Annotated in this window: 23 protein-coding genes; 17 read left to right on the top strand and 6 right to left on the bottom strand. The window is 69.3% G+C overall.

What is annotated here, in order from left to right; translation table 11 throughout:
• Nucleotides 1-163: 163 nt before the first annotated feature.
• From ACFOWB_RS01045 to ACFOWB_RS01035, 3 genes are all read left to right on the top strand, one after another.
• A complete protein-coding gene (locus tag ACFOWB_RS01045) occupies nucleotides 164-886 on the top strand; it encodes a L,D-transpeptidase (RefSeq protein ID WP_378145200.1) in 723 nt (240 codons plus the stop codon).
• Between the two features lie 169 nt (nucleotides 887-1,055).
• The gene (locus tag ACFOWB_RS01040) at nucleotides 1,056-1,703 is read left to right on the top strand and encodes a L,D-transpeptidase (RefSeq protein WP_261405779.1); all 648 of its coding nucleotides are present in this window, start codon (nucleotides 1,056-1,058) and stop codon (nucleotides 1,701-1,703) included.
• 236 nt (nucleotides 1,704-1,939) lie between these two features.
• A complete protein-coding gene (locus tag ACFOWB_RS01035) occupies nucleotides 1,940-3,310 on the top strand; it encodes a glutamate--cysteine ligase (RefSeq protein WP_261401727.1) in 1,371 nt (456 codons plus the stop codon).
• A gap of 165 nt (nucleotides 3,311-3,475) precedes the next feature.
• Here ACFOWB_RS01035 and dmeF read toward each other — a convergent pair whose 3' ends face one another.
• Nucleotides 3,476-4,447, bottom strand: coding sequence for a CDF family Co(II)/Ni(II) efflux transporter DmeF (gene dmeF, locus ACFOWB_RS01030; RefSeq protein WP_378145198.1), 972 nt, complete (start codon nucleotides 4,445-4,447; stop codon nucleotides 3,476-3,478).
• A 125-nt stretch (nucleotides 4,448-4,572) separates the two neighbouring features.
• Here dmeF and ACFOWB_RS01025 point away from each other — a divergent pair, with 125 nt between their 5' ends.
• Together ACFOWB_RS01025 and ilvA are read left to right on the top strand one after the other, a co-directional pair.
• Nucleotides 4,573-5,085 (top strand): hypothetical protein, encoded by a 513-nt coding sequence (locus ACFOWB_RS01025; RefSeq protein WP_261401728.1) that lies wholly within the window; start codon nucleotides 4,573-4,575, stop codon nucleotides 5,083-5,085.
• Between the two features lie 101 nt (nucleotides 5,086-5,186).
• Nucleotides 5,187-6,701, top strand: coding sequence for a threonine ammonia-lyase, biosynthetic (gene ilvA / locus ACFOWB_RS01020; protein WP_261401729.1), 1,515 nt, complete (start codon nucleotides 5,187-5,189; stop codon nucleotides 6,699-6,701).
• Nucleotides 6,702-6,758: 57 nt separating this feature from the next.
• On the opposite strand, the gene ACFOWB_RS01015 is transcribed toward ilvA, so the two are convergent.
• Nucleotides 6,759-7,649, bottom strand: coding sequence for a LysR substrate-binding domain-containing protein (locus ACFOWB_RS01015; protein ID WP_261401730.1), 891 nt, complete (start codon nucleotides 7,647-7,649; stop codon nucleotides 6,759-6,761).
• A 179-nt stretch (nucleotides 7,650-7,828) separates the two neighbouring features.
• Here ACFOWB_RS01015 and ACFOWB_RS01010 point away from each other — a divergent pair, with 179 nt between their 5' ends.
• Nucleotides 7,829-8,110 carry a DUF1127 domain-containing protein gene (locus tag ACFOWB_RS01010; RefSeq protein WP_261401731.1) on the top strand — a complete coding sequence of 94 codons (282 nt, stop codon included), beginning with the start codon at nucleotides 7,829-7,831 and terminating at the stop codon, nucleotides 8,108-8,110.
• Between the two features lie 66 nt (nucleotides 8,111-8,176).
• Here ACFOWB_RS01010 and ACFOWB_RS01005 read toward each other — a convergent pair whose 3' ends face one another.
• Entirely contained in the window at nucleotides 8,177-8,992 is an 816-nt protein-coding gene (locus ACFOWB_RS01005) for a DUF937 domain-containing protein (RefSeq protein ID WP_261401732.1), read from the bottom strand.
• 98 nt (nucleotides 8,993-9,090) lie between these two features.
• Nucleotides 9,091-10,932 (bottom strand): monovalent cation:proton antiporter-2 (CPA2) family protein, encoded by a 1,842-nt coding sequence (locus ACFOWB_RS01000; RefSeq protein WP_378145195.1) that lies wholly within the window; start codon nucleotides 10,930-10,932, stop codon nucleotides 9,091-9,093.
• Nucleotides 10,933-11,122: 190 nt separating this feature from the next.
• Here ACFOWB_RS01000 and pabB point away from each other — a divergent pair, with 190 nt between their 5' ends.
• Genes pabB through ACFOWB_RS00985 form a run of 3 tightly spaced genes read left to right on the top strand, consistent with a single transcriptional unit; the run spans nucleotide 11,123 to nucleotide 13,958 of the window.
• Nucleotides 11,123-12,562, top strand: a complete 1,440-nt coding sequence (gene pabB, locus ACFOWB_RS00995) for an aminodeoxychorismate synthase component I (RefSeq protein WP_378145193.1) — start codon at nucleotides 11,123-11,125, stop codon at nucleotides 12,560-12,562.
• Nucleotides 12,559-13,152, top strand: coding sequence for an anthranilate synthase component II (locus ACFOWB_RS00990; RefSeq protein ID WP_261401734.1), 594 nt, complete (start codon nucleotides 12,559-12,561; stop codon nucleotides 13,150-13,152). The genes pabB and ACFOWB_RS00990 overlap by 4 nt, the downstream gene beginning before the upstream one ends.
• Nucleotides 13,140-13,958: an aminotransferase class IV gene (locus ACFOWB_RS00985; protein WP_261401735.1), complete on the top strand. Its 819-nt coding sequence runs from the start codon at nucleotides 13,140-13,142 to the stop codon at nucleotides 13,956-13,958. Before ACFOWB_RS00990 ends, ACFOWB_RS00985 begins: the two co-directional genes overlap by 13 nt.
• Here ACFOWB_RS00985 and ACFOWB_RS00980 read toward each other — a convergent pair.
• The gene (locus tag ACFOWB_RS00980) at nucleotides 13,955-14,458 is read right to left on the bottom strand and encodes an invasion associated locus B family protein (RefSeq protein ID WP_315855060.1); all 504 of its coding nucleotides are present in this window, start codon (nucleotides 14,456-14,458) and stop codon (nucleotides 13,955-13,957) included. The two genes, ACFOWB_RS00985 and ACFOWB_RS00980, sit on opposite strands and share 4 nt — an antisense overlap.
• Nucleotides 14,459-14,861: 403 nt before the next feature.
• On the opposite strand from ACFOWB_RS00980, the gene coxB reads away from it, so the two are divergent.
• From coxB to ACFOWB_RS00940, 8 genes are all read left to right on the top strand, one after another.
• Nucleotides 14,862-15,725 (top strand): cytochrome c oxidase subunit II, encoded by an 864-nt coding sequence (gene coxB, locus ACFOWB_RS00975; protein ID WP_261401736.1) that lies wholly within the window; start codon nucleotides 14,862-14,864, stop codon nucleotides 15,723-15,725.
• Nucleotides 15,726-15,763: 38 nt separating this feature from the next.
• The gene (ctaD, locus tag ACFOWB_RS00970; protein WP_261401737.1) at nucleotides 15,764-17,368 is read left to right on the top strand and encodes a cytochrome c oxidase subunit I; all 1,605 of its coding nucleotides are present in this window, start codon (nucleotides 15,764-15,766) and stop codon (nucleotides 17,366-17,368) included.
• Between the two features lie 101 nt (nucleotides 17,369-17,469).
• A complete protein-coding gene (locus tag ACFOWB_RS00965) occupies nucleotides 17,470-18,432 on the top strand; it encodes a heme o synthase (RefSeq protein ID WP_378145189.1) in 963 nt (320 codons plus the stop codon).
• A gap of 5 nt (nucleotides 18,433-18,437) precedes the next feature.
• Complete coding sequence (locus ACFOWB_RS00960; RefSeq protein WP_261401738.1) at nucleotides 18,438-18,608, top strand: hypothetical protein; 171 nt, start codon at nucleotides 18,438-18,440, stop codon at nucleotides 18,606-18,608.
• A complete protein-coding gene (locus tag ACFOWB_RS00955; RefSeq protein ID WP_378145187.1) occupies nucleotides 18,605-19,198 on the top strand; it encodes a cytochrome c oxidase assembly protein in 594 nt (197 codons plus the stop codon). The genes ACFOWB_RS00960 and ACFOWB_RS00955 overlap by 4 nt, the downstream gene beginning before the upstream one ends.
• Before the next feature lie 74 nt (nucleotides 19,199-19,272).
• Nucleotides 19,273-20,103 (top strand): cytochrome c oxidase subunit 3, encoded by an 831-nt coding sequence (locus ACFOWB_RS00950; protein WP_378145185.1) that lies wholly within the window; start codon nucleotides 19,273-19,275, stop codon nucleotides 20,101-20,103.
• A gap of 84 nt (nucleotides 20,104-20,187) precedes the next feature.
• Nucleotides 20,188-20,568 carry a DUF983 domain-containing protein gene (locus ACFOWB_RS00945; RefSeq protein WP_378145183.1) on the top strand — a complete coding sequence of 127 codons (381 nt, stop codon included), beginning with the start codon at nucleotides 20,188-20,190 and terminating at the stop codon, nucleotides 20,566-20,568.
• Nucleotides 20,565-21,287 (top strand): SURF1 family protein, encoded by a 723-nt coding sequence (locus ACFOWB_RS00940; protein WP_261401740.1) that lies wholly within the window; start codon nucleotides 20,565-20,567, stop codon nucleotides 21,285-21,287. The genes ACFOWB_RS00945 and ACFOWB_RS00940 overlap by 4 nt, the downstream gene beginning before the upstream one ends.
• A gap of 57 nt (nucleotides 21,288-21,344) precedes the next feature.
• Here the strand turns inward: ACFOWB_RS00940 and ACFOWB_RS00935 are convergent, their stop codons facing one another.
• Entirely contained in the window at nucleotides 21,345-22,475 is a 1,131-nt protein-coding gene (locus tag ACFOWB_RS00935; protein ID WP_378145179.1) for a carboxylate-amine ligase, read from the bottom strand.
• Between the last annotated feature and the right edge of the window lie 185 nt (nucleotides 22,476-22,660).

Below are 22,660 nucleotides of genomic sequence, written 5' to 3'. Positions count from 1 at the left end.
CCGCACTGCGGCAGGAACGCCGCCGCGTCATCAACTTGCCATCCCGGGGCCGCGCGGAGCGGCGTATAGCCTTTAGACAGGCGTTCGCGGATGCGGGCGCTCAACTCGAGTAGCGCGAACACGTCCCATGTCGACAGCGTCCAATTTCCGTCTTCGTGATCGCATGCCGCATCTGTCTTCGCTGGGACGTCTCGTCCTGATCGCCGCCCTGCCGCTGGCGCTCGCCGCCTGCGCGGGCTCGCGGCCGCTGCCGAACCAAGCGGCGGTGCAGACCCCGGCGCCGGCCTTCGCCCCGGCCCCCGTGCCGCCGGTGACCGCCGGCCCGATCGTCGGCGACCTCGACTCGTCGAGCCGCTACGGCGACCAGCTGACGGCCTCCGAGCCTTATCCGGTGAAGTCGGTCAACCTCGAGAAGGTCGACCCACGCTTCCTCAAGCAGACCGTGCCGAACACGACGGGCGAGGCGCCCGGCACCATCGTGATCGACCCGAGCGAGCGTCATCTCTATCTCGTCCAGAGCGACGGCACCGCGATCCGCTACGGCGTGGGCGTCGGCCGCGAGGGCTTCGCCTGGTCCGGCCAGGCCTATATCCGCCGCAAGCTGGAATGGCCGGACTGGCATCCGCCGGCGGAGATGGTGGCGCGCGACCCGCACGCCCGTCCTTACGCCAACGGCATGCCGGGCGGCCCCGGCAATCCGCTCGGCGCCCGCTCCATGACGCTGTGGCAGGGCGACAAGGACACGCTGTTCCGCATCCACGGCACGGTCGAGCCCTATTCGATCGGCAAGGCCGTCTCGTCGGGATGCATCCGCATGATGAACCAGGACGTGATCGACCTCTACGATCGCGTGCCGCTCGGCACCAAGGTCGTGGTTCGTTCGTGATCGAGGTTCGGGCCCGCCTCGGGGGAGAGCGGGCCCACCGCCGGGCGCTTTTTGAGCGCCGGCATGCGATGGCCGGGTCGTCTTCGGACGGCCCGGCCTCGTCGTTTCTGGATCCCCTTCAGCCGATGACGAGCCGATGACCGACGACGCTTTCCCCAAACCCGCCCTGATCGGGCTGTCGCGCCGCGCCCTTGTGGCTGGTCTGCCGCTTGCGCTCGGGGCCTGCGCGGCTATGCCCCGCGGCATGTTCGACGACTTCGGCGACTCAGGGTTCAGCTATTCCAGGATCTACGGCGCGCAGGACGACGAGGCCCATCCGCTGCCCGCGATGAACTACGCCAATGTCGACGACGCCGTGCTGCGCCGCCGGGTGAAGGATCCGACCGGCGAGAAGCCCGGCACCATCGTGGTGCTGACCTCGCAGCGCCGGCTCTACATCGTCGAGAAGGGCGGCACCGCGGTGCGCTACGGCATCGGCGTCGGCAAGGAAGGCATGGAGTGGAAGGGCCGGGCGAAGATCGCCCACAAGGCCAAGTGGCCGCGCTGGACCCCGACCGCCTCGATGATCAAGCGCGACCCGAAGACCAACGGCCCCTGGGCCGGGGGCATGCCGGGCGGCCTCAAGAACCCGCTCGGCGCGCGCGCCATGTACCTGTTCCAGGGTGGCCGGGATTCGTCCTACCGCATCCACGGCACCAACTATCCGAAGTCGATCGGCCTCGCGATGTCGTCGGGCTGCGTGCGCATGTTCAACCACGACGTCATCGACCTCTACGACCGCGCCGACGTCGGCGCGACGGTGATCATCGAGGCGTGAGGGGCTGAGGGGCGCCGCCGCTGCTCCAGTTCGTCATGCCCCGGCTCGTCCGGGGCATCCGCTCATCCGCTTGCGGCGTCCTTTGACGGTCTGTGGATCCCCCGGACAAGCCGGGGGATGACGCGGAGAGGGTGGTGATCGTGCTGAGAGCTACCCTGCTCTCAGCGGCCGCCCTTTACGCTTCGCCCGTGACCGCCTAACTGACGGCGGCTGATTTCCCGCCGAGACCGATCCTCATGGCCCGCGACCAGACAGACACGACCGCGCTCACGACGCGGGACGAACTCGTCGCGTGGATCGAGGCGGGCTGCCGCTCGGCCTCCGAGTTCAAGATCGGCACCGAGCACGAGAAGTTTCCGTTCCGACGCGCCGACCTCTCGCCGGTTCCCTATGAGGGCCCGGACGGCATCCGCGCGCTGCTCGAAGGCATGCAGGCGCTGCTCGGCTGGGAGCCGATACACGACCGCGACAAGATCATCGGGCTCTACGACGTCACCGGCGGCGGGGCGATCAGCCTCGAGCCGGGCGGGCAGTTCGAGCTGTCCGGCGCGCCGCTCGACAACGTCCACCAGACCTGCTCGGAGCTGCACGCCCATCTCGCTCAGGTGCGCGAGATCGCCGAGCCGCTCGGGATCGGCTTCCTCGGCCTCGGCATGAGCCCGACATGGACGCTCGCCGAGACGCCCGTGATGCCGAAGGGCCGCTACGGGATCATGACGCGCTACATGCCGAAGGTCGGCTCGCGCGGGCTCGACATGATGTACCGGACCTGCACCGTTCAGGCGAACCTCGACTTCTCCTCCGAAGCCGACATGGTCCGGAAGATGCGCGTGGGGCTGGCTCTCCAGCCGATCGCCACCGCGCTCTTCGCCAACTCGCCCTTCACCGAAGGAAAGCCCAACGGCTTCCTCTCGGCGCGGTCCGAGATCTGGCGCGACACCGACAACGACCGCGCCGGCATGCTGCCCTTCGCCTTCGAGGACGGGTTCGGCTTCGAGGCTTACGTCGACTACGCGCTCGACGTGCCGATGTATTTCGTCAAGCGCGGGGAGACCTATCACGACGTCGCCGGCGCCTCTTTCCGCGACCTGATGGCGGGCAAGCTCGAACAGCTTCCCGGAGAACTTCCGACCGTCTCCGACTGGGCCAACCACCTCTCGACGATCTTCCCCGAGGTGCGGCTGAAGCGCTTCCTCGAAATGCGCGGCGCGGACGGCGGTCCGACCAACCGCATCTGCGCGCTGCCGTCCTTCTGGGGCGGGATCTATTACGACCAGACCAGCCTCGACGGCGCCTGGGACCTTGTGAAGGGCTGGACCGCGGAGGAGCGCCAGGCGCTTCGCGACGCCGTCCCCAGCGAGGGCCTGCGCGCCACGATCGCGGGCCGCAGCGTCCTCGACGTCGCCAGGGACGCGCTGTCGCTCGCCCAGCTCGGCCTCAAGCGCCGCAACCGGCTGAACTGGCTCGGCGAGGACGAGCGCATCCATCTGCGCCCGCTCGTGCAGGTGCTGGACGAGCGCCGCACCCTCGCCGAGGCCCTGCTCGACGAATACGAGCGCTCGTGGGACCGCGACGTGGATCGCGTGTTCGCCAAGATGGCTTATTGAGCGCCGCTCTCTTGTCCCGGACTTGATCCGGGACCCAGAACCGAGACGTCTGACGGTTCTGGAAGGCGCGTATCGACTGCTCCGGGCGGCGCCCGCGAGATTTTTCTGAAAACCGCGTCGGCTCTGGGTCCCGGATCAAGTCCGGGACAAAGGGCCTCGCGCCCCTCAGGCGGCCGCGGCGGTTCCCGGGCAGCGGTTCACCTCGACGGTGACGTGGCTAAGCCCAGAAAGTCCGTCGAGCTTCGCCTTGTAGGCGGCGGGCTCCTGCGGCTCGTGCGTCACGAGCGACACGATCGCTGCGAGATGGCCCGGGCCGACGCGCCAGATGTGCAGGTCGCTGACGACGACGTCGCCGACCTCGAGCCGCTTGCGGATTTCCAGTTCGAGGCTCTCGTCGGCCGGCGCGTCGACCAGCGTGCGGCCGGTCTCGCGAGCGAGCGAGACGGACCACGAGGCGATCATCACGGCGCCCAGCGCGCCGACCGCGGGGTCCATCCACGTCCAGCCCAGGAACCAGCCTGCCGCAAGGCCTGCGATCGCCACCACCGAGGTGAGCGCGTCGGCGAGCACGTGGAGATAGGCCCCGCGGAGATTGTGGTCGGCGTGGCCGTGACCGTGGTCATGCCCATGGTCGTGGCCGGCGTGGCCGTGGTGGGAATGGTCATGCCCGTGCCCGTGTCCGCCGAGCAGAAGCGCGCAGACGACGTTCACCGCAAGGCCCAGAACCGCCACCACCATGGCCTCGCCATAGGCGACCGGCTGCGGGGAGGCGAGGCGGGAGAGCGACTCCCAGCCGATCATCAGCGCCACGACGCCCAGCACCACCGCGTTGCCGAAGCCCGCGAGGTCGCCGACCTTGCCCGCGCCCATCGCGAGCCGCGGATCGGCGGCGCGGCGCGAGGCGATGCGGTAGGCGAGCGCCGCGATCCCGATCGCGCCCGCATGGGTCGCCATGTGGAAGCCGTCGGCGAGGAGCGCCATCGAGCCGTAGGCCCAGCCGGCCACGATTTCGACCACCATCGCGGCCGCGGTGATCGCCACCACCAGCGTGGTGCGGCGGGCGTTGCGGGCGTGGTCGCTCCCGAGGAAGCGGTGCTGATGGGAAAAGCGCGCGGCTCCGGCGGCGGAGGTGTGCATGGCGGCTCTTTGGGTCGGTCTCGGGCGGCGACGACTGGGCGCGTAAGCAGTTTACCGGACTCGGCGCCGTCTTTCGACGAGTCTAACTGCAGAAGGCGCGGTTCCGTTCGCTAAGGGAGCTTGGCATGCGCTTCAGCATCATGAAGGGACTCGCGGCGGCGCTCGTCGCGGTCGTGGCGTCCACGCCGGCTCTCGCCCGCGAGGACTTCTGCCTGAACTCCGACGGCTCGATCAACAAGACGGCCACCAAGGGCTATCGCAAGATCGAGGACAACCGCAGCGCGGGAACGATGAAGCGGATCAACGGGATCTGGTTCAGCCAGACCCGCAATCCCTTCACCGGCCAGGTGAGCTATCTGTGGGAGGTCTATGAGGGGCGCGGCGCGCAGGCCGGCCTCTACTCCTACTGGAACACGGTCTGCGACCAGATCGGTTGCTCGCGCTGGTATCAGGGAACGGGGCTCTGGGCGGTGCAGGGCACGGTCCGCAGGTTCTCGGGCATGCGGATCGTCTCCGACCTCGAGCGCGACCATTTCTGCCAGCTGCTCGACGGCGCCTTGTCGGACAACAACTCCATCTGGACGACCGCCGCAGGCGCGCAGTACCGGCGCGTCAACAAGGTCGGCGACCTGCCCTAAAGGGCTGCCCCGCGCCGAGAAGGCTTCAGTTCCGGGCGCCGAGAGGCTAACGGCTATGCGCCGGCCGCCGTCCTCCCGGCCGCGCGCGGAGCCTTTTGCCCATGGACTATGTGCGAGACATCCTCGACGCCCGCGTCTACGACGTCGCGGCGCGCACGCCCCTCGACCCGATGGTCAAGCTCGGGGCGAGGCTCGGCCGGCAGGTTCTGCTGAAACGCGAGGACCTGCAGCCGATCTTCTCGTTCAAGATCCGCGGCGCCTACAACCGCATGGCGCAGATGAGCGCGGCCGAGCGCGCCGCCGGCGCGATCTGCGCCTCCGCGGGCAACCACGCGCAAGGCGTCGCGCTTTCGGCCGCTCGGCTGGGGCTGAGGGCCGTGATCGTGATGCCGGTCACCACCCCGCCGATCAAGGTCGACGCCGTGCGCCGGCTCGGCGGCGAGGTCGTGCTCCACGGCGACGCCTTCGACGACGCCTATGCGCATGCGCGCGCCATGGCGGACGCCGAAGGGCTGACGTTCGTCCACCCCTATGACGATCCGCACGTCATCGCCGGACAGGGCACGGTGGCGGTCGAGACGCTTCAGCAGCACCCGGACCCGATCGAGGCCGTGTTCGTGCCGATCGGCGGCGGCGGCCTTGCGGCGGGCGTCGCGGCCTATGTGAAATACCTGCGGCCTTCCGTGAAGGTCATCGGCGTCGAGCCGGAAGACGCCGCCTCCATGAAGGCCGCGATCGAGGCCGGGGAACGGGTGACGCTGCCGCGCGTCGGCCTCTTCGCCGACGGCGTCGCGGTGCGGCAGGCGGGCGAGGAGACGTTCCGCCTCTGCCGCGAACTTCTCGACGAGGTCATCACCGTCGACACCGACGCGATGTGCGCGGCCGTAAAGGACATCTTCGAGGAGACGCGCGTGCTCTCCGAGCCCGCCGGCGCGCTCTCGCTCGCCGGCCTCAAGGCCTATGCGGCACGCGGCGGAACGGACGCCGGCGCGCTGATCGCGATCAACAGCGGCGCGAACCTCAATTTCGACCGGCTGCGCCATGTCGCCGAGCGCGCCGAGGTGGGCGAGGATCGCGAAGTGCTGCTCGGCGTCACCATCCCCGAGCGCCGCGGCAGCTATCGCCGCTTCATCGAGCTGATCGGCCAGCGCACCATCACCGAGTTCAACTACCGCTACGCCGGCGCCGACGCCGCCCATGTGTTCGTCGGCGTGAAGCTCGCCGACGCCGCGCGCGACAAGCCCGAGCTCATCGCCTCGATCGAGGCGGCCGGATACGGCGTCGTCGACATGAGCGCGAACGAGGCGGCCAAGCTCCATGTCCGCTACATGGTCGGGGGGCGGCCGATCACGCTCGACGACGAGATCGTCCTGCGCTGCGAGTTCCCGGAGCGGCCCGGCGCGCTGTTGCGTTTCCTCGAGGCGGTCGGGACCGATTGGAGCATCACGCTGTTCCACTACCGGAATCACGGCGCCGACTATGGCCGCGTGCTGGTGGGCCTGCAGGTGCCGCCCGCCGACCGGGCGCGCTTCCAGACGAGCCTCGAGGGTCTCGGCTATCCCTATGAGGACGAGACCCAGAACCCCGCTTACGCGACGTTCTTGCGGGCGGGGTGAGGAATACGCCTCGGCGTCGGTTCTGGGTCCCGGGTCGAACCCGGGACAAGGGCGGCGCTACTCCGCCGCCTGCGCGCCTTCGAAGCCGCCGGTCATGTTGTCGAGGCTCGCCACGATGTGGTCGGCGAGCGCCTCGACCGTGTCGGTGACCGAGCCCGGATTGCGCAAAAGCGCGATCTTGCAGCTCGGCAGCGGCGGAAAGCCGTCGGCGGGTCCGAGCACCCGCATGCCGGAACGGATGGCGCTCTCCGGCAGAACGGTGACGGCGAGCCCGGCCATCACCGCCGCGCCCACCGCCGCGAAGTTGCGGCTCGAATAGAGCACGCGGTGGGGCCGCTTCAGCTCCTCGAGCTTCGAGATCGCGGCCTCGCGCCAGACGCAGGCGGGGTGGCTGAGCGCAAGCGGCAGCGTCGCCTGCTCATGGGCGAGCGAGCGCTGCGAGGTGACCCACAGCAGCGGCTCCTGACGGATGACCTCGCCCACGGGCTTGCGACTCGCATGGGTGATGATCGCGAGGTCGATTTCGTCGCGCATGATCGACTGGGTCAGCGTGTCGGAGGGCTCGCACTCGACCGTCACCTCGACCAGCGGGTTTGAGCGCGAGAACCGCGCGAGGATCTCCGGCAGATAGCGCTCGGCGTAGTCGTCCGGCACGCCGAGCCGCACCCGGCCCGTCAGCGCGTCGTTGGAGAAGGCCGACACCGCCTCGCGCGAAATGTGCACGATGCGGCGGGCGTAATCGAGCAGACGCTCGCCGTCCTCGGTCAGCCGCGCCCCGCGCCCGTCTCGGGCGAAGATCGAGCGGCCGACCCGCTCCTCCAGCCGCTTCATCTGCATCGAGACGGCCGACTGGGTCTTGTGCACCGCGTCGGCCGCGCGGGTGAACGAGCCGGTGTCCACGATGGCGATGAAGGTCTTGAGCTGGTCGACGTCGAACAGAGCGGACATGGGCGACGGCTCCTGGATCAGGCGGCATCACGTATGGTGATGGACGACATTATAAACATTCGTTTCACTGATCAATCGGCTGGATCTATCTCGTTTCGTGAAGGCGGGCCGCGGTGGTTCGCCCTCAGACGGCCGCCGCGCTGGAGGTGTGGCGGAAGCGAGAGCCGAAGGAGGCGAACATGTCCGTCCTGATCGAACGCCAGACGCAATCCGGACTTTTGAGCGTCGCCCGCGCCGTGGGCGCCGGGTTCGCCAGCCGCTTCAAGGCTCTCGCCGTGTCGATGACCCGTCGCAAGCAGATCGAGGCGCTCGGCGGTCTCGACGACCGCATGCTCGCAGACATCGGCGTGACCCGCGCCGATCTCGAGGAGGCGGCGCGCTGGTCGCTCTGGGGCGATCCCGGAGAACGCCTCACGGCGATTTCTGAAGAGCGCCGGGCCGCGCGCAGCCGCTTGGGCTGAGGCGACTGTCCTTCCCTGGGGCAGGGAAAGGCAGGGTGGGGCGCGTTTCAGAAGGAGGCGCGCCCCTTACGCCTTTTTCGGCTTGTCGCTGAAGAAGGCGTCGAAGATCTGGCTCATGGCCTCGGCGTTCTGCTGCGACAGCTCGCGGCCTGTCGCGACGAAGTCGTCGAACGGATTTTCGGCCGCGGTCTCGGACTTCGGCTCGGCCGGCTCTTCGTAAGGCGGCGCCTCTGGCTCTTCCGGCTGAGCAGGCGCGCCGAACATCGACTTCATCATTTCGCCCATCATGTCGCCGAGCGGATTGGGGATCTGGCCCGATCCGGCCGCCGATCCCCCTGCGCCCTCCGCGCTGCGGTTGAAGGCGTCGATCCAGCCCTGGAACGGGTTGGCCGGGAAGGGGCTCTGCGCCTGCTCTTTGCCGCCGCCGAACAGCGTGTCGAAGGCTGACGTCGGAGCGCCCGCTCCTTGAGCCGCTTTCATGAAGCCGCCCATCAGGATGCTGGCCAAGACGGGGAGCACCTGCCGGATGATCTGCGCCTGGACGCCCGAGGCCGCCGCCGCCTGGGCGGCCACGGCGCGCGACACCTCCTTCGATCCGAACAGCGCGTCGAGCGCGTTCTCGCCCGCGCCGCGCGTCGAGGAGTCGAGCGCGGCCGCCTGCGCCTCGAAGGCCCGGGCGTAGTCTTCGGTGCGGAACAGCTCGGCGAAGCGCCGCGCGCCCTCGTCGGTCGCGGCCTGCCGCATGAACCCCTGCGCGAAGGCGGGGGTGAGCGCCGCCGTCATGGCGCGCAGCTGGTCGGGCGAGACGCCGTAGGCGCGCGACAGATTGTCGAACGCCGCGCCGCCCTGCGCCTGTCGGAAGACGTCGAACATGTTGAACATCGCGAACATCCCGGCTCGAACCCGAACGCGATGTTAGGCGCGCCGCGGCCGCTCCGCCACCCGGCCCAAGGTCGGGACCGCCGACGCGACGAACGGCGTCACTCGGCCGGCGCGGCCGCCGTCCCCGCAGGGCCGTCGTCCTCGACGCGCTCCTCGATCTTGCCGCCCTTGCGCTTGGGCAGCGACAGCGGCTCGGGGACCGGCTTGTTGGTGTAGGTGAGCTCGCGGCCGGCGTAGACGCCCTCGACCATCTGGATCTCGAGCTTCTGCGCGTCGCGGCGGCGCACGTCCTCCTCGATCTCGGCCGCGCGCTCCGGATCGACGCCGACGGCCTCGAGCGCCTGACGCCCGAGCACGAGCGCGCTCTCGAAGGTCTCGCGCACCACGCGCTCGACGCCGGCGCCCATCAGTTCGAGCGCATGGCCGCGGTCATAGGCCTTCACCACGAGTTCGGTCAGCGGGAAGCTCTGCCTCGCCATCTCGACGATGCGTTTGGTGGCCTCGCGGTCGTCGACGCAGACGAGGATGGCGCGCGCCTCCTTGGCGCCGGCCGCGCGCAGCACGTCGAGCCGCGAGCCGTCGCCGTAATAGACCTTGAAACCGAAGCGCGAGGCCTGCTCCACGCGGCTCGGATTGGCGTCGATCAGCGTGGTCTCGACGCCCTCGGCGAGCAGGACCTGCGCGGCGATCTGGCCGACACGGCCGAAGCCGACGACGAGCACCTGGCCCTTGGCGTCGGAGAAATCCTCGTCCGGCGTCTCGGCGGCCGGCGCAAGGCGGTTGGCGACGCGTTCCGCCAGAAGCGCGACGCCGGGCGCCGCCACGAGGCTGAGCGCGGCGAGCGCCGAGAGCATGCTGGCGACCTCGGCCGAGATCAGTCCGTTGGTCTGGGCGAGCGGGAACAGCACGAAGGCGAACTCGCCCGCGGCGCCCAAAAGCGCGCCGACCCGGAGCGCGTCGCCGCTCGTCGCCCCGAAGGCGCGCGCGAGCGCCGCCGCCACCGCCACCTTGATCGTGAGGTAGAGCACGACGCCGGCGAGCAGCCGCCAGACGTTGTCGACGATGACGCCGACGTCGATCGCCATGCCGATGCCCATGAAGAACAGCGCGATCAGGAGCCCGCGGAACGGCTCGACGTCGGCCTCGAGCTCGTGGCGATAGGAGGAGCCGGCGAGCAGAACGCCGGCGAGGAAGGCGCCCATCGCCATCGAAAGCCCCGCCACCGCCGCGATCTCCGCCGCGCCGAGCACCACAAGGAGGGCGGCCGCCGTCATCACCTCCCGGGCGCCGACGCCGGCGAGCAGGCGGAACACCGGGTCGAGCAGCCAGCGGCCCGCCACCACGATCGCGCCGATCGCGGCCGCGCCGCCGACCGCGGCGGCGAGCGCCTCCGCCCAGCCGCCAGCGTGGTCGCCGCCGCCGCCCAGCATCGGCACGAGCGCGAGCGCCGGCACCACCACGATGTCCTGCGCGAGCAGCGTCGAGAACGTCTTCTCGCCGTAGGTGCGGTTGAGGTGGCCGCGCTCCTCCAGGATCTGGATCGCCATGGCGGTGCCCGAAAAGGCGAGCGCGACGCCGATCGCGATCGCGGCCGGCGGCTCCGCGCCGAGCGCCCATGCGGCCGCGGCGAAGGCCGCGGTCGACAGCGCGATCTGCAGCCCGCCCAAGCCGACGACGAGCTTCTTCAGCGCGATGAGGCGCTCCACCCGAAGCTCGAGGCCGATCAGGAACAGCAGCATCACGACGCCGATTTCGGCGACGTGCAGCACCGAGGACGCGTCGCCGATGAGCTTCAGCCCCGACGGCCCGATGACGACGCCGGCCGCCAGATAGCCGACCGCGACCCCGAGCCCGAGCCGCCGCGCGAGCGGCCCCGAGAGGACGGCGGCGCCGAGAAACACAAGGGCGCCGAGCAACATTCCGGTAGAGCCGTGTTCCATGGTCCTCGCGCGCGCCTCGCGATTTCGAGAGCGGGCATCTGGCCCATCGGGGCTCGGCGACGCAAGGGCGCGGCGGCCAATGCGGCCATGCGTCCGCGCCCGCGGCTCCAGCGCGCATGACGGCGGGCCCCGGGCTGATTATGTAGGCTGGATGAAGCCGCCGCGTTCGGCGGCAAGCGCGTTGCGACCGATGTACGTCCAGGAACTGCCGACCGTCGACATGGCGGCGCTCGCCGAGCGCCTCGCGGGCCTGCCCTACGTCGCCTTCCTCGACAGCGCGATGCCGCACGCCTCGCTTGGCCGGTTCTCCTATCTCGCCGCCGACCCGTACGACGTCCTGCACGTCGGCGCCGGCGGCGCGACGCTCGGAGGGCGCGCGGTCGAGGACGATCCGCTTGCCGCGCTCGCCGGCGCGCTCGAAGCCCAGCGCGGCGAACGGCATCCCGATCTGCCGCCGTTCCAGGGCGGCGCGATCGGCTATATCGCCTATGAGTACGGCCGGCGGCTCGAGCGGCTGCCCGCCCCCCGGGTCGACGATCTCGGCGTGCCCGACGCCCTGCTGCCGCTCTACGACTGGGTCGTGGCCTGCGACCATGCGGCCGAAAGGGCCTGGCTGATCTCGACCGGCGCGCCGGCGCCCGCCGGCCCCGAGCGCGATGCCCGCGCGAAGGCCCGCGCGGCGGCGGCGCTGGACCTGTTGTCCCGTCCCGTCGAGGCGAAGCCGGCCGCGGCCGGCCCCGCAGGGCCGGTCTTCCGCTCGAACTTCACCCGCTCGGCCTATGTCGAGGCGATCGCCCGGACGGTCGACTACGTGCTCGCGGGCGACATCTTCCAGGCCAACGTCGCCCAGCGGTTCCTCGCCGACCTGGCACAGGACTTCGATCCGTGGGCGTTCTACCGGCGTCTTCGAACCCGCAACGCCGCGCCCTTCGCGGCCTATCTCGCGTTCGGCGACATGACGGTCTGCTCGAGCTCGCCCGAGCGCTTCGTCAGGGTCGACGGCGACCGCGTCGAGGCGAGGCCGATCAAGGGCACGGCGAAGCGTTGGTCCATTCCGCACGCCGACGGCTCGGCCTCGCGGGCGCTGCTCGACAGCGAGAAGGACCGCGCCGAGAACGTCATGATCGTGGACCTTCTGCGCAACGATCTCAGCCGCGTGTGCCGGCCGGGAACCGTGGAGGCGCCGATGCTCTGCGGGCTCGAGACCTACGCCTCGGTGCACCACCTCGTCTCCGTGGTGACGGGCCGACTGCGCGACAGGCTCGGCGTCGCCGACCTTCTGAACGCCAGCTTCCCCGGCGGATCGATCACCGGCGCCCCGAAGCTCCGCGCGATGGAGATCATCACAGAGCTCGAGGGCCACGCCCGCGGGGTCTATTGCGGCTCGATCGGCTGGATGGGCTTTTCGGGCGACGCCGACTTCAACATCGCGATCCGCACCGCGACGATCGCGGACGGCAAGGCGCAGTTCCAGGCCGGCGGCGGCGTCACGGCGCTCTCCGATCCGGCCGCCGAATATGACGAGACCCTCACCAAGGCCCGCGCGGTCTTCGAAGCCTTCGGCGGAACGCTCGCCGCCGACAGCGAGGAGACGGCGGCGCGCCTCGCGCAGGCCGGGGGGCTTCGATGATCCTCGTCGTCGACAACTACGACAGCTTCGTCTTCAACGTCGCCCGCTATTTCGAGGAGATCGGCCGACCGACCGAAGTGGTGCGCAACGACGCCGCGACGGTCGAGGAGATCGAGGCGATGTCGCCCGAGGCCATCGTGGTTTCGCCCGGCCCCTGCGCGCCGGCCCAGGCCGGCGTGTCGCTCGAAGTCATCCGGCGGCTGTCGGGCCGCATCCCGATTCTCGGGATCTGCCTTGGCCATCAGGCGATCGGCGAGGCCTTCGGCGGCCAGGTCATGCGGGCCCGCCGGCCTCTGCACGGCCGAGCCTCGAGGGTCGAGCATGACGACGCCGGCCTCTTCGAAGGCCTGCCCAATCCACTCTCCGTCGGCCGCTACCATTCGCTGATCGTCGATTTCGACGCGGGCTACGACGGGCCGCTGGTCGTCACGGGGCGTTCGGAGGAGGGCGAGGTGATGGCGCTCGAACATCGCGAGCACCCGACCTTCGGGGTTCAGTTCCATCCCGAATCGATCCTGACCGAAGGCGGCCATCGCCTGCTTCAGAACTTCCTTTCGGCCGCGGAGGCGCGGGCGACATGCTCCGTCTGAACGGCGCGCCGGTCGAGGGTCCAGCGCTCTTCGATCTCGGGGACCGTGGGCTGACGCTCGGCGACGGGCTGTTCGAGACCATCGCGGTGTTCGGCGGACGGCCGGCCGCGCTCGGCCAGCATTGGCGGCGGCTCGAGACGGCCGCGGCGGAGATCCGCCTGCCGGTCGACCGCGCGCTCTTCGTGGCGGAGATCGAGGCGCTGCTCAACGCCATCGGCCGCTCCGATGCGGTGATCCGCTACACGGTCACGCGCGGCGGAGGCGCGCGCGGCCTTGCGCCGCCTGCCGACCCGCGCCCCAACGTCGTCGCCGCCGCCTCGCCCTATCCGGCCGACGCGCTCTATGCGCCCGTCCGGCTCGCGACCTCGTCGGTCCGCCGCAATCCGACGTCCTTCGCCTCGCGGGCCAAGACGCTCAGTTATCTTGACAGCGTTCTGGCCTTCGCCGAGGCGAGGCGCGCGGGCGCCGACGACGCGCTGATGCTCAACACCGACGGCCGCGTCGCCTCGACCGCGATGGCGAACCTGTTCGCGGTGGTGGAGGGCGAGCTCGTGACGCCGCCGGTCTCCGAAGGCGTGCTGCCGGGAATCGTCCGAGGCGTCGTGCTGAGCGAGGACTTCGGCGCGGTCGAGCGGCCGCTTTCGCAGGATGAGCTCGCCGGCGCTTCCGCGGTCTTCTCGACCAACAGCGTCAGGCTGGTCATGCCCGTGATCGAGCTCGACGGACGGCCCATGCCCGACCATCCGATCTTCGGCATGGTCGCGGCCGCGGTCGCCCGCATCTGCGGGGCGCCGCAGCCGGACTAGGGCAGCGCGTCGAAGCCCGGGCCGAAGCCGTTCAGCGACACCGGCACGCCGATGCCCTCCTCGGGCGTCTGGAAGATGATGAAGGTCGCCTGCTTGCCGGTTTTCAGCTGGTTGATCAGCTGGTCCTCGAGCACGACCTCGGCCACGCAGCCGTTCGGCAGGCAGCGGACGAAGCCCGCGCGGCCGACTTCGGCCTGGTCGATGCGCAGGCCGAGCCCGGACGGCAGCAGCACGCCGAGCGGCGCGAGAACGCGCAAAAGGCGGCTCTTCTTGTCGGCGGTCTTCAGCACGATGACAGTCAGCCCGACGTTCGGCCGGTCGTCCGCGGTGACGCTCTGGACGATCGCGCACTGCTCCCCTTGGGCGCCGGGAGGCGTGTCGCAGCGCATCTGCCAGTCGCCATGGGTCGACTTCACGGCCCCCTGCGCGAGGGCCGCGACCGGGGCGAAAGCGGTCGCAAGGGCCGCGAGACAGGCTGCGGCGAGAGAGTATGAGCGCAAGATCGGGGGTCTCCTGCTCCGTCGACAGGTCCGGTCGACGGCGACGGGCGTAACAGAGCCCAAGGCCGTGTCAAGCTTGGGACCCGCTGGCGGCGGGCGCGCGCGAGCCTGTCACAAATCACGGCGATCATGCGTCCGCGGAACGGTTTTTTCGCGCGCAAATGCCGCATGGATCAAGCCGAAGGGCCAAGTTGTGGTTTTGTAACCGTTATGGTTTCAAGGCTTCGCCGAGGGTGGGGTCGGTGCGCCGCGCGAACCGTTTTGCGCGCCGGCTCCAAGCGGTTAAGAACAGCCTGACGGTCGGCGAAAACGCCGCCGGGACGGCGGAAGGGGCCGGCTCACGAGCCCCGGGGAAGCGACGAGAGGCTCTGAAAGCATGTTCCGACCCGGACGCTTGACGCTCATGACCGCCGCCGCCGCGGCGACCATCGCGGCCGCCGCTCCGGCGCTCGCCGGCTACGGTCAGCCCTCGCCGTGGCAGCTCGGCCTGCAGGAGGCCGTGACGCCGGTGTTCCACCAGGCGCATGCGTTCCACAATTTCGTGCTGATCATCATCACGGTCATCACGCTCTTCGTGCTCGCGCTGCTCGTCTATTGCGTCGTCCGCTTCCGCGAGGACAAGAACCCGGTCCCGTCAAAGACCACGCACCACACCCTGCTCGAGGTCGCCTGGACCGTCATTCCGGTGCTGATCCTCGTCGTGATCGCGGTGCCGTCCTTCCGTCTGCTCTACGCCCAGTATTCGCCGCCGCCGGCCGACCTGACCATCAAGGTCGTGGGCCGCCAGTGGAACTGGGACGTCGTCTATCCGGACGCGAACGCGGTCACGGTCACCCAGATGATGCTGCAGAAGGACGAGATCGAGGACGGCCAGCCCTACACGCTCGCGGTCGACAACGTAGCGGTCGTGCCGGTCAACAAGGTGGTCAAGGTCGACGTCACGGCCGAGGACGTAATCCACGCCTTCACCATTCCCTCCTTCGGCGTGAAGGTGGACGCGATCCCGGGCCGCCTGAACCAGACCTGGTTCAAGGCCGAGCGCGAGGGCGTCTATTACGGTCAGTGCTCGGAGCTCTGCGGCTTCGCCCACGCCTTCATGCCGATCGCGATCCAAGTGGTCAGCGAGGAGACGTACAAGAAGTGGCTCGAAGCTGCGAAGGGCGACGTCGAGAAGGCCAAGGACGTGCTGAAGCAGGCCGCGGCCGAGAAGGCCAAGGATTCTGCGAAGGTCTTGGACGCTTCGCCGGCCTCGGTCGCCTCGCGCTGAGCCACGGGTAAAAAGAACAGAGATCGGGAGAGGGCGGCATGGCCACGGCGGCAGCTCACGGACACGACCACCACGACCATCCCACGGGTTGGCGGCGCTACGTCTATTCGACGAACCACAAGGACATCGGCACGATGTACCTGATCTTCGCGATCTGCGCGGGGATCATCGGCGGCGCGCTGTCGATCGGCATCCGGCTCGAGCTGCAGAGCCCGGGCATGCAGATCTTCACCAACCCGAACACCTTCAACGCCTTCACCACCTCCCACGGCCTCATCATGATCTTCTTCATGGTGATGCCGGCGATGATCGGCGGCTTCGGCAACTGGTTCGTGCCCCTCATGATCGGCGCGCCCGACATGGCGTTCCCGCGCATGAACAACATCTCGTTCTGGCTGCTGCCGCCGGCGCTCGCGCTCCTGATCATCTCGCTGTTCGTGCCCGGCGCGCCCGGCTCGCACGGCGTCTCGGGCGGCTGGACCATCTATCCGCCGTACTCCTCTAAGGCCGGTCAGCCCGGCCCCGCGATGGACTACGCGATCCTCGCGCTTCACATCGCCGGCGCCTCGTCGATCCTCGGCGCGATCAACTTCATCACGACGATCTTCAACATGCGCGCCCCGGGCATGACGCTGCACAAGATGCCGCTCTTCGCCTGGTCGGTGCTCGTGACCGCCTTCCTGCTGCTGCTGTCGCTGCCGGTTCTCGCCGGCGCCATCACCATGCTGCTGACCGACCGCAACTTCGGGACGACGTTCTTCGACCCGCAGGGCGGCGGCGACCCGATCCTGTTCCAGCACCTGTTCTGGTTCTTCGGCCACCCCGAGGTCTACATCCTGATCCTGCCGGGCTTCGGCATGATCTCCCACGTGATCTCGACCTTCTCGAAGAAGCCGATCTTCGGCTATCTCGGCATGGCCTACGCGATGGTCGCGATCGGCGTCGTCGGCTTCGTGGTGTGGGCCCACCACATGTACACGACCGGCATTTCGGTGAACACGCAGGCCTACTTCGTGTTCGCCACGATGGTGATCGCGGTGCCGACCGGCGTGAAGATCTTCTCCTGGATCGCGACCATGTGGGGCGGCTCGATCCAGCTCCGCACCCCGATGATCTGGGCGATCGGCTTCATCTTCCTGTTCACGCTCGGCGGCGTCACCGGCGTCGTGCTGTCGAACGCCGGCATCGACCGCTCGCTGCAGGACACCTATTACGTGGTGGCGCACTTCCACTACGTGCTGTCGCTGGGCGCCGTGTTCGCCATCTTCTCGGGCTGGTATTACTGGTTCCCGAAGATGTTCGGCTACATGTACAACGAGACCATCGGCAAGCTGCACTTCTGGGTCACCTTCGTCGGCGTCAACATGGTGTTCTTCCCGCAGCACTTCCTTGGTCTTGCGGGCATGCCGCGCCGCTACGTCGACTATCCGGAAGCGTTCGCCGGCTGGAACATGATCTCGTCGTTCGGCTCCTACATCTCGGGCTTTGCGGTGCTGATCTTCCTCTACGGCGTGTTTGAGGCTTTCGCGAAGAAGCGGGTCGCGGGCGACAACCCCTGGGGCCCCGGCGCGACCACGCTCGAGTGGACGCTGTCCTCGCCCCCGCCGTTCCACCAGTTCTCGACGCTGCCGCGCATCAAGTAAGGCGGCTTGCGGCGGCCGGGTCTCCCGGCCGCCGGTTCATTCCGGCGACCTTGACCTCAAGGTCGCCGGCCGCAGTTCCGAACTGAGCGTGTCCTAAACCCATGTCGATGATCGAAGAGAACCGCGCGCAGGCCTCCGCGGCCCTTCCGGGCCCGAGCCTCGCTGGCGTCGAGGACTTCCTGGCGCTGCTGAAGCCGCGCGTGATGTCGCTCGTCGTCATCACGGCGCTGACGAGCTTCGTGGCCGCGCCTGCGGGGCTCCACCCGGTGCTCGCCGCCGTCGCGCTGCTGTGCATCGCGGTCGGCGCGGGCGCGTCCGGCGCGCTCAACATGTGGTGGGACGCCGACATCGACGCGGTCATGTCCCGCACCGCCAACCGTCCGGTGCCCGCGGGCCGCGTGACGCCGGGCGAAGCGCTCGCCTTCGGCATGACGCTCTCGGTCGGCTCGGTGCTGATGCTCGGCCTGACCGCCAACTGGCTCGCCGCCGGGCTGCTCGCCTTCACGATCTTCTTCTACGTGGTCGTCTACACGATGTGGCTGAAGCGCTGGACGCCGCAGAACATCGTCATCGGCGGCCTCGCCGGAGCCATGCCCCCGATGGTCGCCTGGGCGGCCGCGACCGGGACCGTGGGCCTCGAGAGCGCCGTGCTCGTCGCGCTGATCTTCATGTGGACGCCGCCGCACTTCTGGGCGCTCTGCCTCATCAAGTCGGACGACTACGCCCGCGCCGGCGTGCCAATGCTCACCATCACGGCCGGCCCTGACGAGACCCGTCGCCAGATCCTGCTCTATTCGATCGCGCTTGCGCCGCTTGGCGTCGCGCCGGCCTTCGTCGGCCTCGGCGGGCCGCTTTATCTCGCCGTGGCGATCGTGGTCGGACTGGAGTTCCTGCGCCGCGCCGTGAAAGTCTATCGCGTCCGCGAGGGCGACGCCGCGCGCAAGGCCGCGGGCGGCCTGTTCGGCTTCTCGCTCATCCACCTCTTCGCGCTGTTCTTCGTGCTGATCGCCGAGAAGCTCGTCGGGATCGCGCCGCTGACCGGCCCCGTTCCGGGCTGGATGTGATGGCGATGGTTGAGCCGCACGACGAAGACAAGGGGCTGGTCCTCACCGAGGAGCAGCTGCGCCGCCGCAAGGCCCGCAACGTCGCGATCGCCGTCGCGCTGTTCGTGCTCGTCGTGCTGTTCTATCTGGTGACCGTGTTCAAGATGGGCGGCAACGTCGCCAACCGGCCGCTTTGAGCGCGGGGCCGGACGTGTCCCCCAGGCCAGCCCGCAACGGGCGCGTCGTGCTCGTCTGCGTCGGCATCGTCGCCGGCATGACCGGGCTGTCGTTCGCCGCGGTGCCGCTCTACGACATGTTCTGCCGGGTGACCGGCTATGGCGGCACCACTCAGGTGGCGAGCGCCGCGCCTTCCGCCGCGATCGACCGCAAAGTGACGGTGCGCTTCGACGGCAACGTCGCGCCCGGCCTCGGCTGGAAGTTCTCGCCCGAGACGATCTCGATGAGCGTCAGTGTCGGCGAGACCAAGCTCGCGATGTACAAGGCCAAGAACGTCTCGGACAAGCCGATCACCGGCACCGCGACCTACAACGTCACGCCCAACCAGACCGGCGCCTACTTCTCCAAGCTCCAGTGCTTCTGCTTCACCGAGCAGACGCTGCAGCCGGGCGAGGAGATCGAGATGCCGGTCGCCTTCTTCGTCGACCCCTCGATCGCCGAGAACCGCGACCTCGACGACGTCGACGAGATCACGCTGTCCTACACATTCTTCCCCGCCAAGAGCCAAAAGTCGGCTTCCGCGGCGGGACCGGAACGCCCTAAGAGCTAAACAACAGGAAACGCGCGCGCCGCCACGGCCGAAACGGCCGAGAGCGGAAGTCACAAGAGGGAAGGGGAGCCCCGATGGCGGACGCCCACGCTAAGAACCACGACTACCATCTCGTCGATCCGAGCCCGTGGCCCTTCGTCGGCTCGATCGCGGCCTTCGTGCTTGCGGTCGGCGCCGTTCAGTGGATGAAGGGCGGCATGCCCTACATCGCGCTCGTCGGCTTCGCGGGCGTGCTCTACACGATGATCGCCTGGTGGCGCGACGTCATCAACGAGGCGCATCGCGGCGACCACACGCGGGTCGTCGCCATCCATCTGCGCTACGGCATGATCCTGTTCATCGCCTCCGAGGTGATGTTCTTCGTCGCCTGGTTCTGGGCCTATTTCGACGTCGCGCTGTTTCCGAGCGACGTGCACCAGTTCCAGCGCACCGAGGTGACGGGCGGCGTCTGGCCCCCCAAGGGCATCCAGACCTTCGACCCATGGCACCTGCCGCTGCTCAACACGCTGATCCTGCTGACCTCCGGCACCACGATCACCTGGGCGCATCACGCGCTGATCCATGGCGACCGCAAGGGGCTGAAGATGGGCCTGTGGCTCACCATCATCCTCGGCGTGCTGTTCTCGATCTGCCAGGCTTACGAGTACAGCCACGCGGCGTTCGGCTTCGCGGGCCACGTCTACGGCGCGGCGTTCTACATGGCGACCGGCTTCCACGGCTTCCACGTCATCGTCGGCACCATCTTCCTGATCGTGTGCCTCGCCCGCGTCTACAAGGGCCATTTCACGCCCAAGCAGCACTTCGGCTTCGAGGCGGCGGCCTGGTACTGGCACTTCGTCGACGTGGTGTGGCTGTTCCTGTTCGCCGCCATCTACGTCTGGGGCGCGGGCGCGAGCGCGCACTGAGGCGAAGAGTTCCCCACCCTTCGGGCGGGGCCGTCGGCGACAGCGCCGGCGGCCCCGTCTCGTTTCTGAAAGCCCGGAGCCTGCATGAACGAGCCCGCGCCGAACCGCACCGCCGGCGAGGCGGCTTTGTCCGGCGCGCTCGGCCGCTGCCCCGCCTGCGGGAAAGGAAGGCTGTTCCGCGGCTACATCGCGCTGCCGCCGGCCTGCGAGGCCTGCGGGCTCGACTACGGCTTCGCCGACTCCGGCGACGGGCCCGCGGTGTTCGTCATGCTGATCGCCGGTTTCCTGGCGCTCGGCTTCGTGCTGTGGTTCGAATTCGCCTATGAGCCGCCGTTCTGGGCCCATCTCGTCGTGTCGTTGCCCGTGGTCGCCGTCATCTGCCTCACGCTTCTGCGCGTCATCAAGGGCGTCCTGATCGCGCTCCAGCACGCCCACGGCGCCGCCGAGGGGCGGCTCGACCGATGAGGCGGGCAGGGCTCTGGAAGGCGGCCGCCGCGACCGCGATCGCGGTCGCGCTGCTGGTCGGGCTCGGCTCGTGGCAGCTCGCGCGGCTGTCGTGGAAGACCGAACTCGTGGCGCGCGTCAGCGAGCGCATGGCGGCCGAGCCCGTCGCCTTGCCGCCCCCGGCCGACTGGCCCTCGCTCGATCTCGCCGCCTGGAGCTATCGGCGCGTCCGCGCCAAGGGAACGTTCGACCACGAGCGCGAGGCGCGGGTGTTCGTGAACCTCTCGGAGCCGCGCGGGCCGCTGAAGGGCCCGGGCTATTTCCTCATGACGCCGCTGCGGCTTTCCGGCGGCGGGCTGGTGATCGTCAATCGCGGCTTCGCGCCCGAGGGCGCGGTCGGCCGCGCGGCGCGACCCGAGGGCGAGGTCGAGGTGTCTGGGCCGCTCCGTGAGGCGGAGGACCGCAACATGTTCACGCCCGCCGACGATCCCGGGCGCGACATGTTCTTCGCGCGCGACCCGAAGGCGATCGCCGCGGGGCTCCATCTCGACAACGTCGCGCCCTTCACCGTCGACGCCGAGGCGACGGCCGGCGCAGGTCCGCTGCCGCAGGCCGGCGAGACGCGGGTGTCGTTCCCGAACCGGCACATGGAATACGCGCTGACCTGGTACGGCCTCGCGGCGACGCTTGCAGCCGTGTTCGGCGCTTTCGCCTGGCGGACGGTGAGAGAAGCGGAGTAGGGCGCCACACTGGCCGGCCCCCCTTCCGTTCATGGACGAGGGTGAGGCGTCGTCGCGCTATCCCCCGACCGTCTCGCGCCCCAGCATCCGCACCACCTCGCGCAGCGCCTCCTCCTCGCCGGCGCCTTCCGCCACCCGCTCGCGAAACGTAGCGAGCTGGCGGTCGGCGCTCGAGCCGCGCGCCAGCACGTCGCGCGTGCGCAAAACCCAGTCGAGCGAGCCGAGCTCGCGCGCGTCGTCCTCCACGAGCTTCAGCGCCTCTTCGAGCAGGGCCGACACGGTCGTGGCCTGCCCGCGCGCGACGTCGATCAGCCGCGCTTCGCCGCCATGCTGCTGGATTTGCCAGATGTTCGACGCGCAGACCCCGCGCTCCACCGCGCCGACGCCGCGATTGAGCTCCGGGCGCCGCGTCGCGCAGCGCGAGAGCGCCTGGTAGAGAGCCGCGATCGCCACCGCGTCGTCGACCCGCGTGCAGCTGTCGCAGATCCTGAGCTCGACGGTCGGAAACCGCGTCGAGGGGCGGATGTGCCACCAGATGAAGCTCGCGTCGGTCACCACGTCGGCCGCCACCAGCAGGTCGACGAAGCGGCGATACTCGGCGTCGCTCTCGAAGATCTCGGGCAGCCCCATGCGCGGCCATTCGGCGAAGGTCGAGAGCCGGATGCCCTTCAGCCCCGCCTCGCGGCCCTGCCAGAACGGCGAGGAGACCGAGAGCGCGTAGAACAGCGGCAGGAAGGGAAGCAGCCGGTTCATGACGTCGAGCCGGCGCGCGGGTTCGGGCGCCTCGCAATGGATGTGCATGGCGCAGATCATCGCGCGCTTGGCGATGACGCCGAGCTCGGCCACCAGCCGGTCGTAGCGCGGATCCGGGTTCGCCTCCTGATCTCGCTGGCGGGCGAGCGGATGGGTTCCGGCCGCGAACAGGATCAGCCCGTGCTCGCTCGCGACCCGCGACAGGTCGCGTCGCATGCGCTCCAGATCGTCGCAGGCGCGGTCGAAGGAAAGCTGCGGCTCGGTCTGGACCTCGGCCTGACCCTTCAGGAACTCGTGGGAGAGCGGCTCGACGATCTCCTTGGCCGCCTCGTGGAAGGCGTCGGCGGTCTCGCCCTTGGGGCTCTCGCAGGTCTTGGCGTCCGCGAGGAAGTATTCCTCCTCGATCCCGAAGCGGAAGCGTTCGTCCATGGCCATCAGGCGTCGGTCCGGCTGCGCATGGGGGATATGTGGCGCGATTTCCGCCCGCAGCCATGGGAGCGGCTGTGCGCTTCGAGGCGGCGTTCTACGAACGCCCCCTCGGCATGAGGACGGTCTCGGTTCTCGGAACCTCCCCCGCTTTCTCATGCTGAGGAGCTTGGCGAGAGCCAAGCGTCTCGAAG

The sequence above is a fragment of the Chenggangzhangella methanolivorans genome, assembly GCF_042648545.1.
Classification (GTDB): Bacteria; Pseudomonadota; Alphaproteobacteria; order Rhizobiales; family Methylopilaceae; genus Methylopila; species Methylopila methanolivorans.
This window is presented reverse-complemented; position numbering and strand designations above follow the sequence as displayed.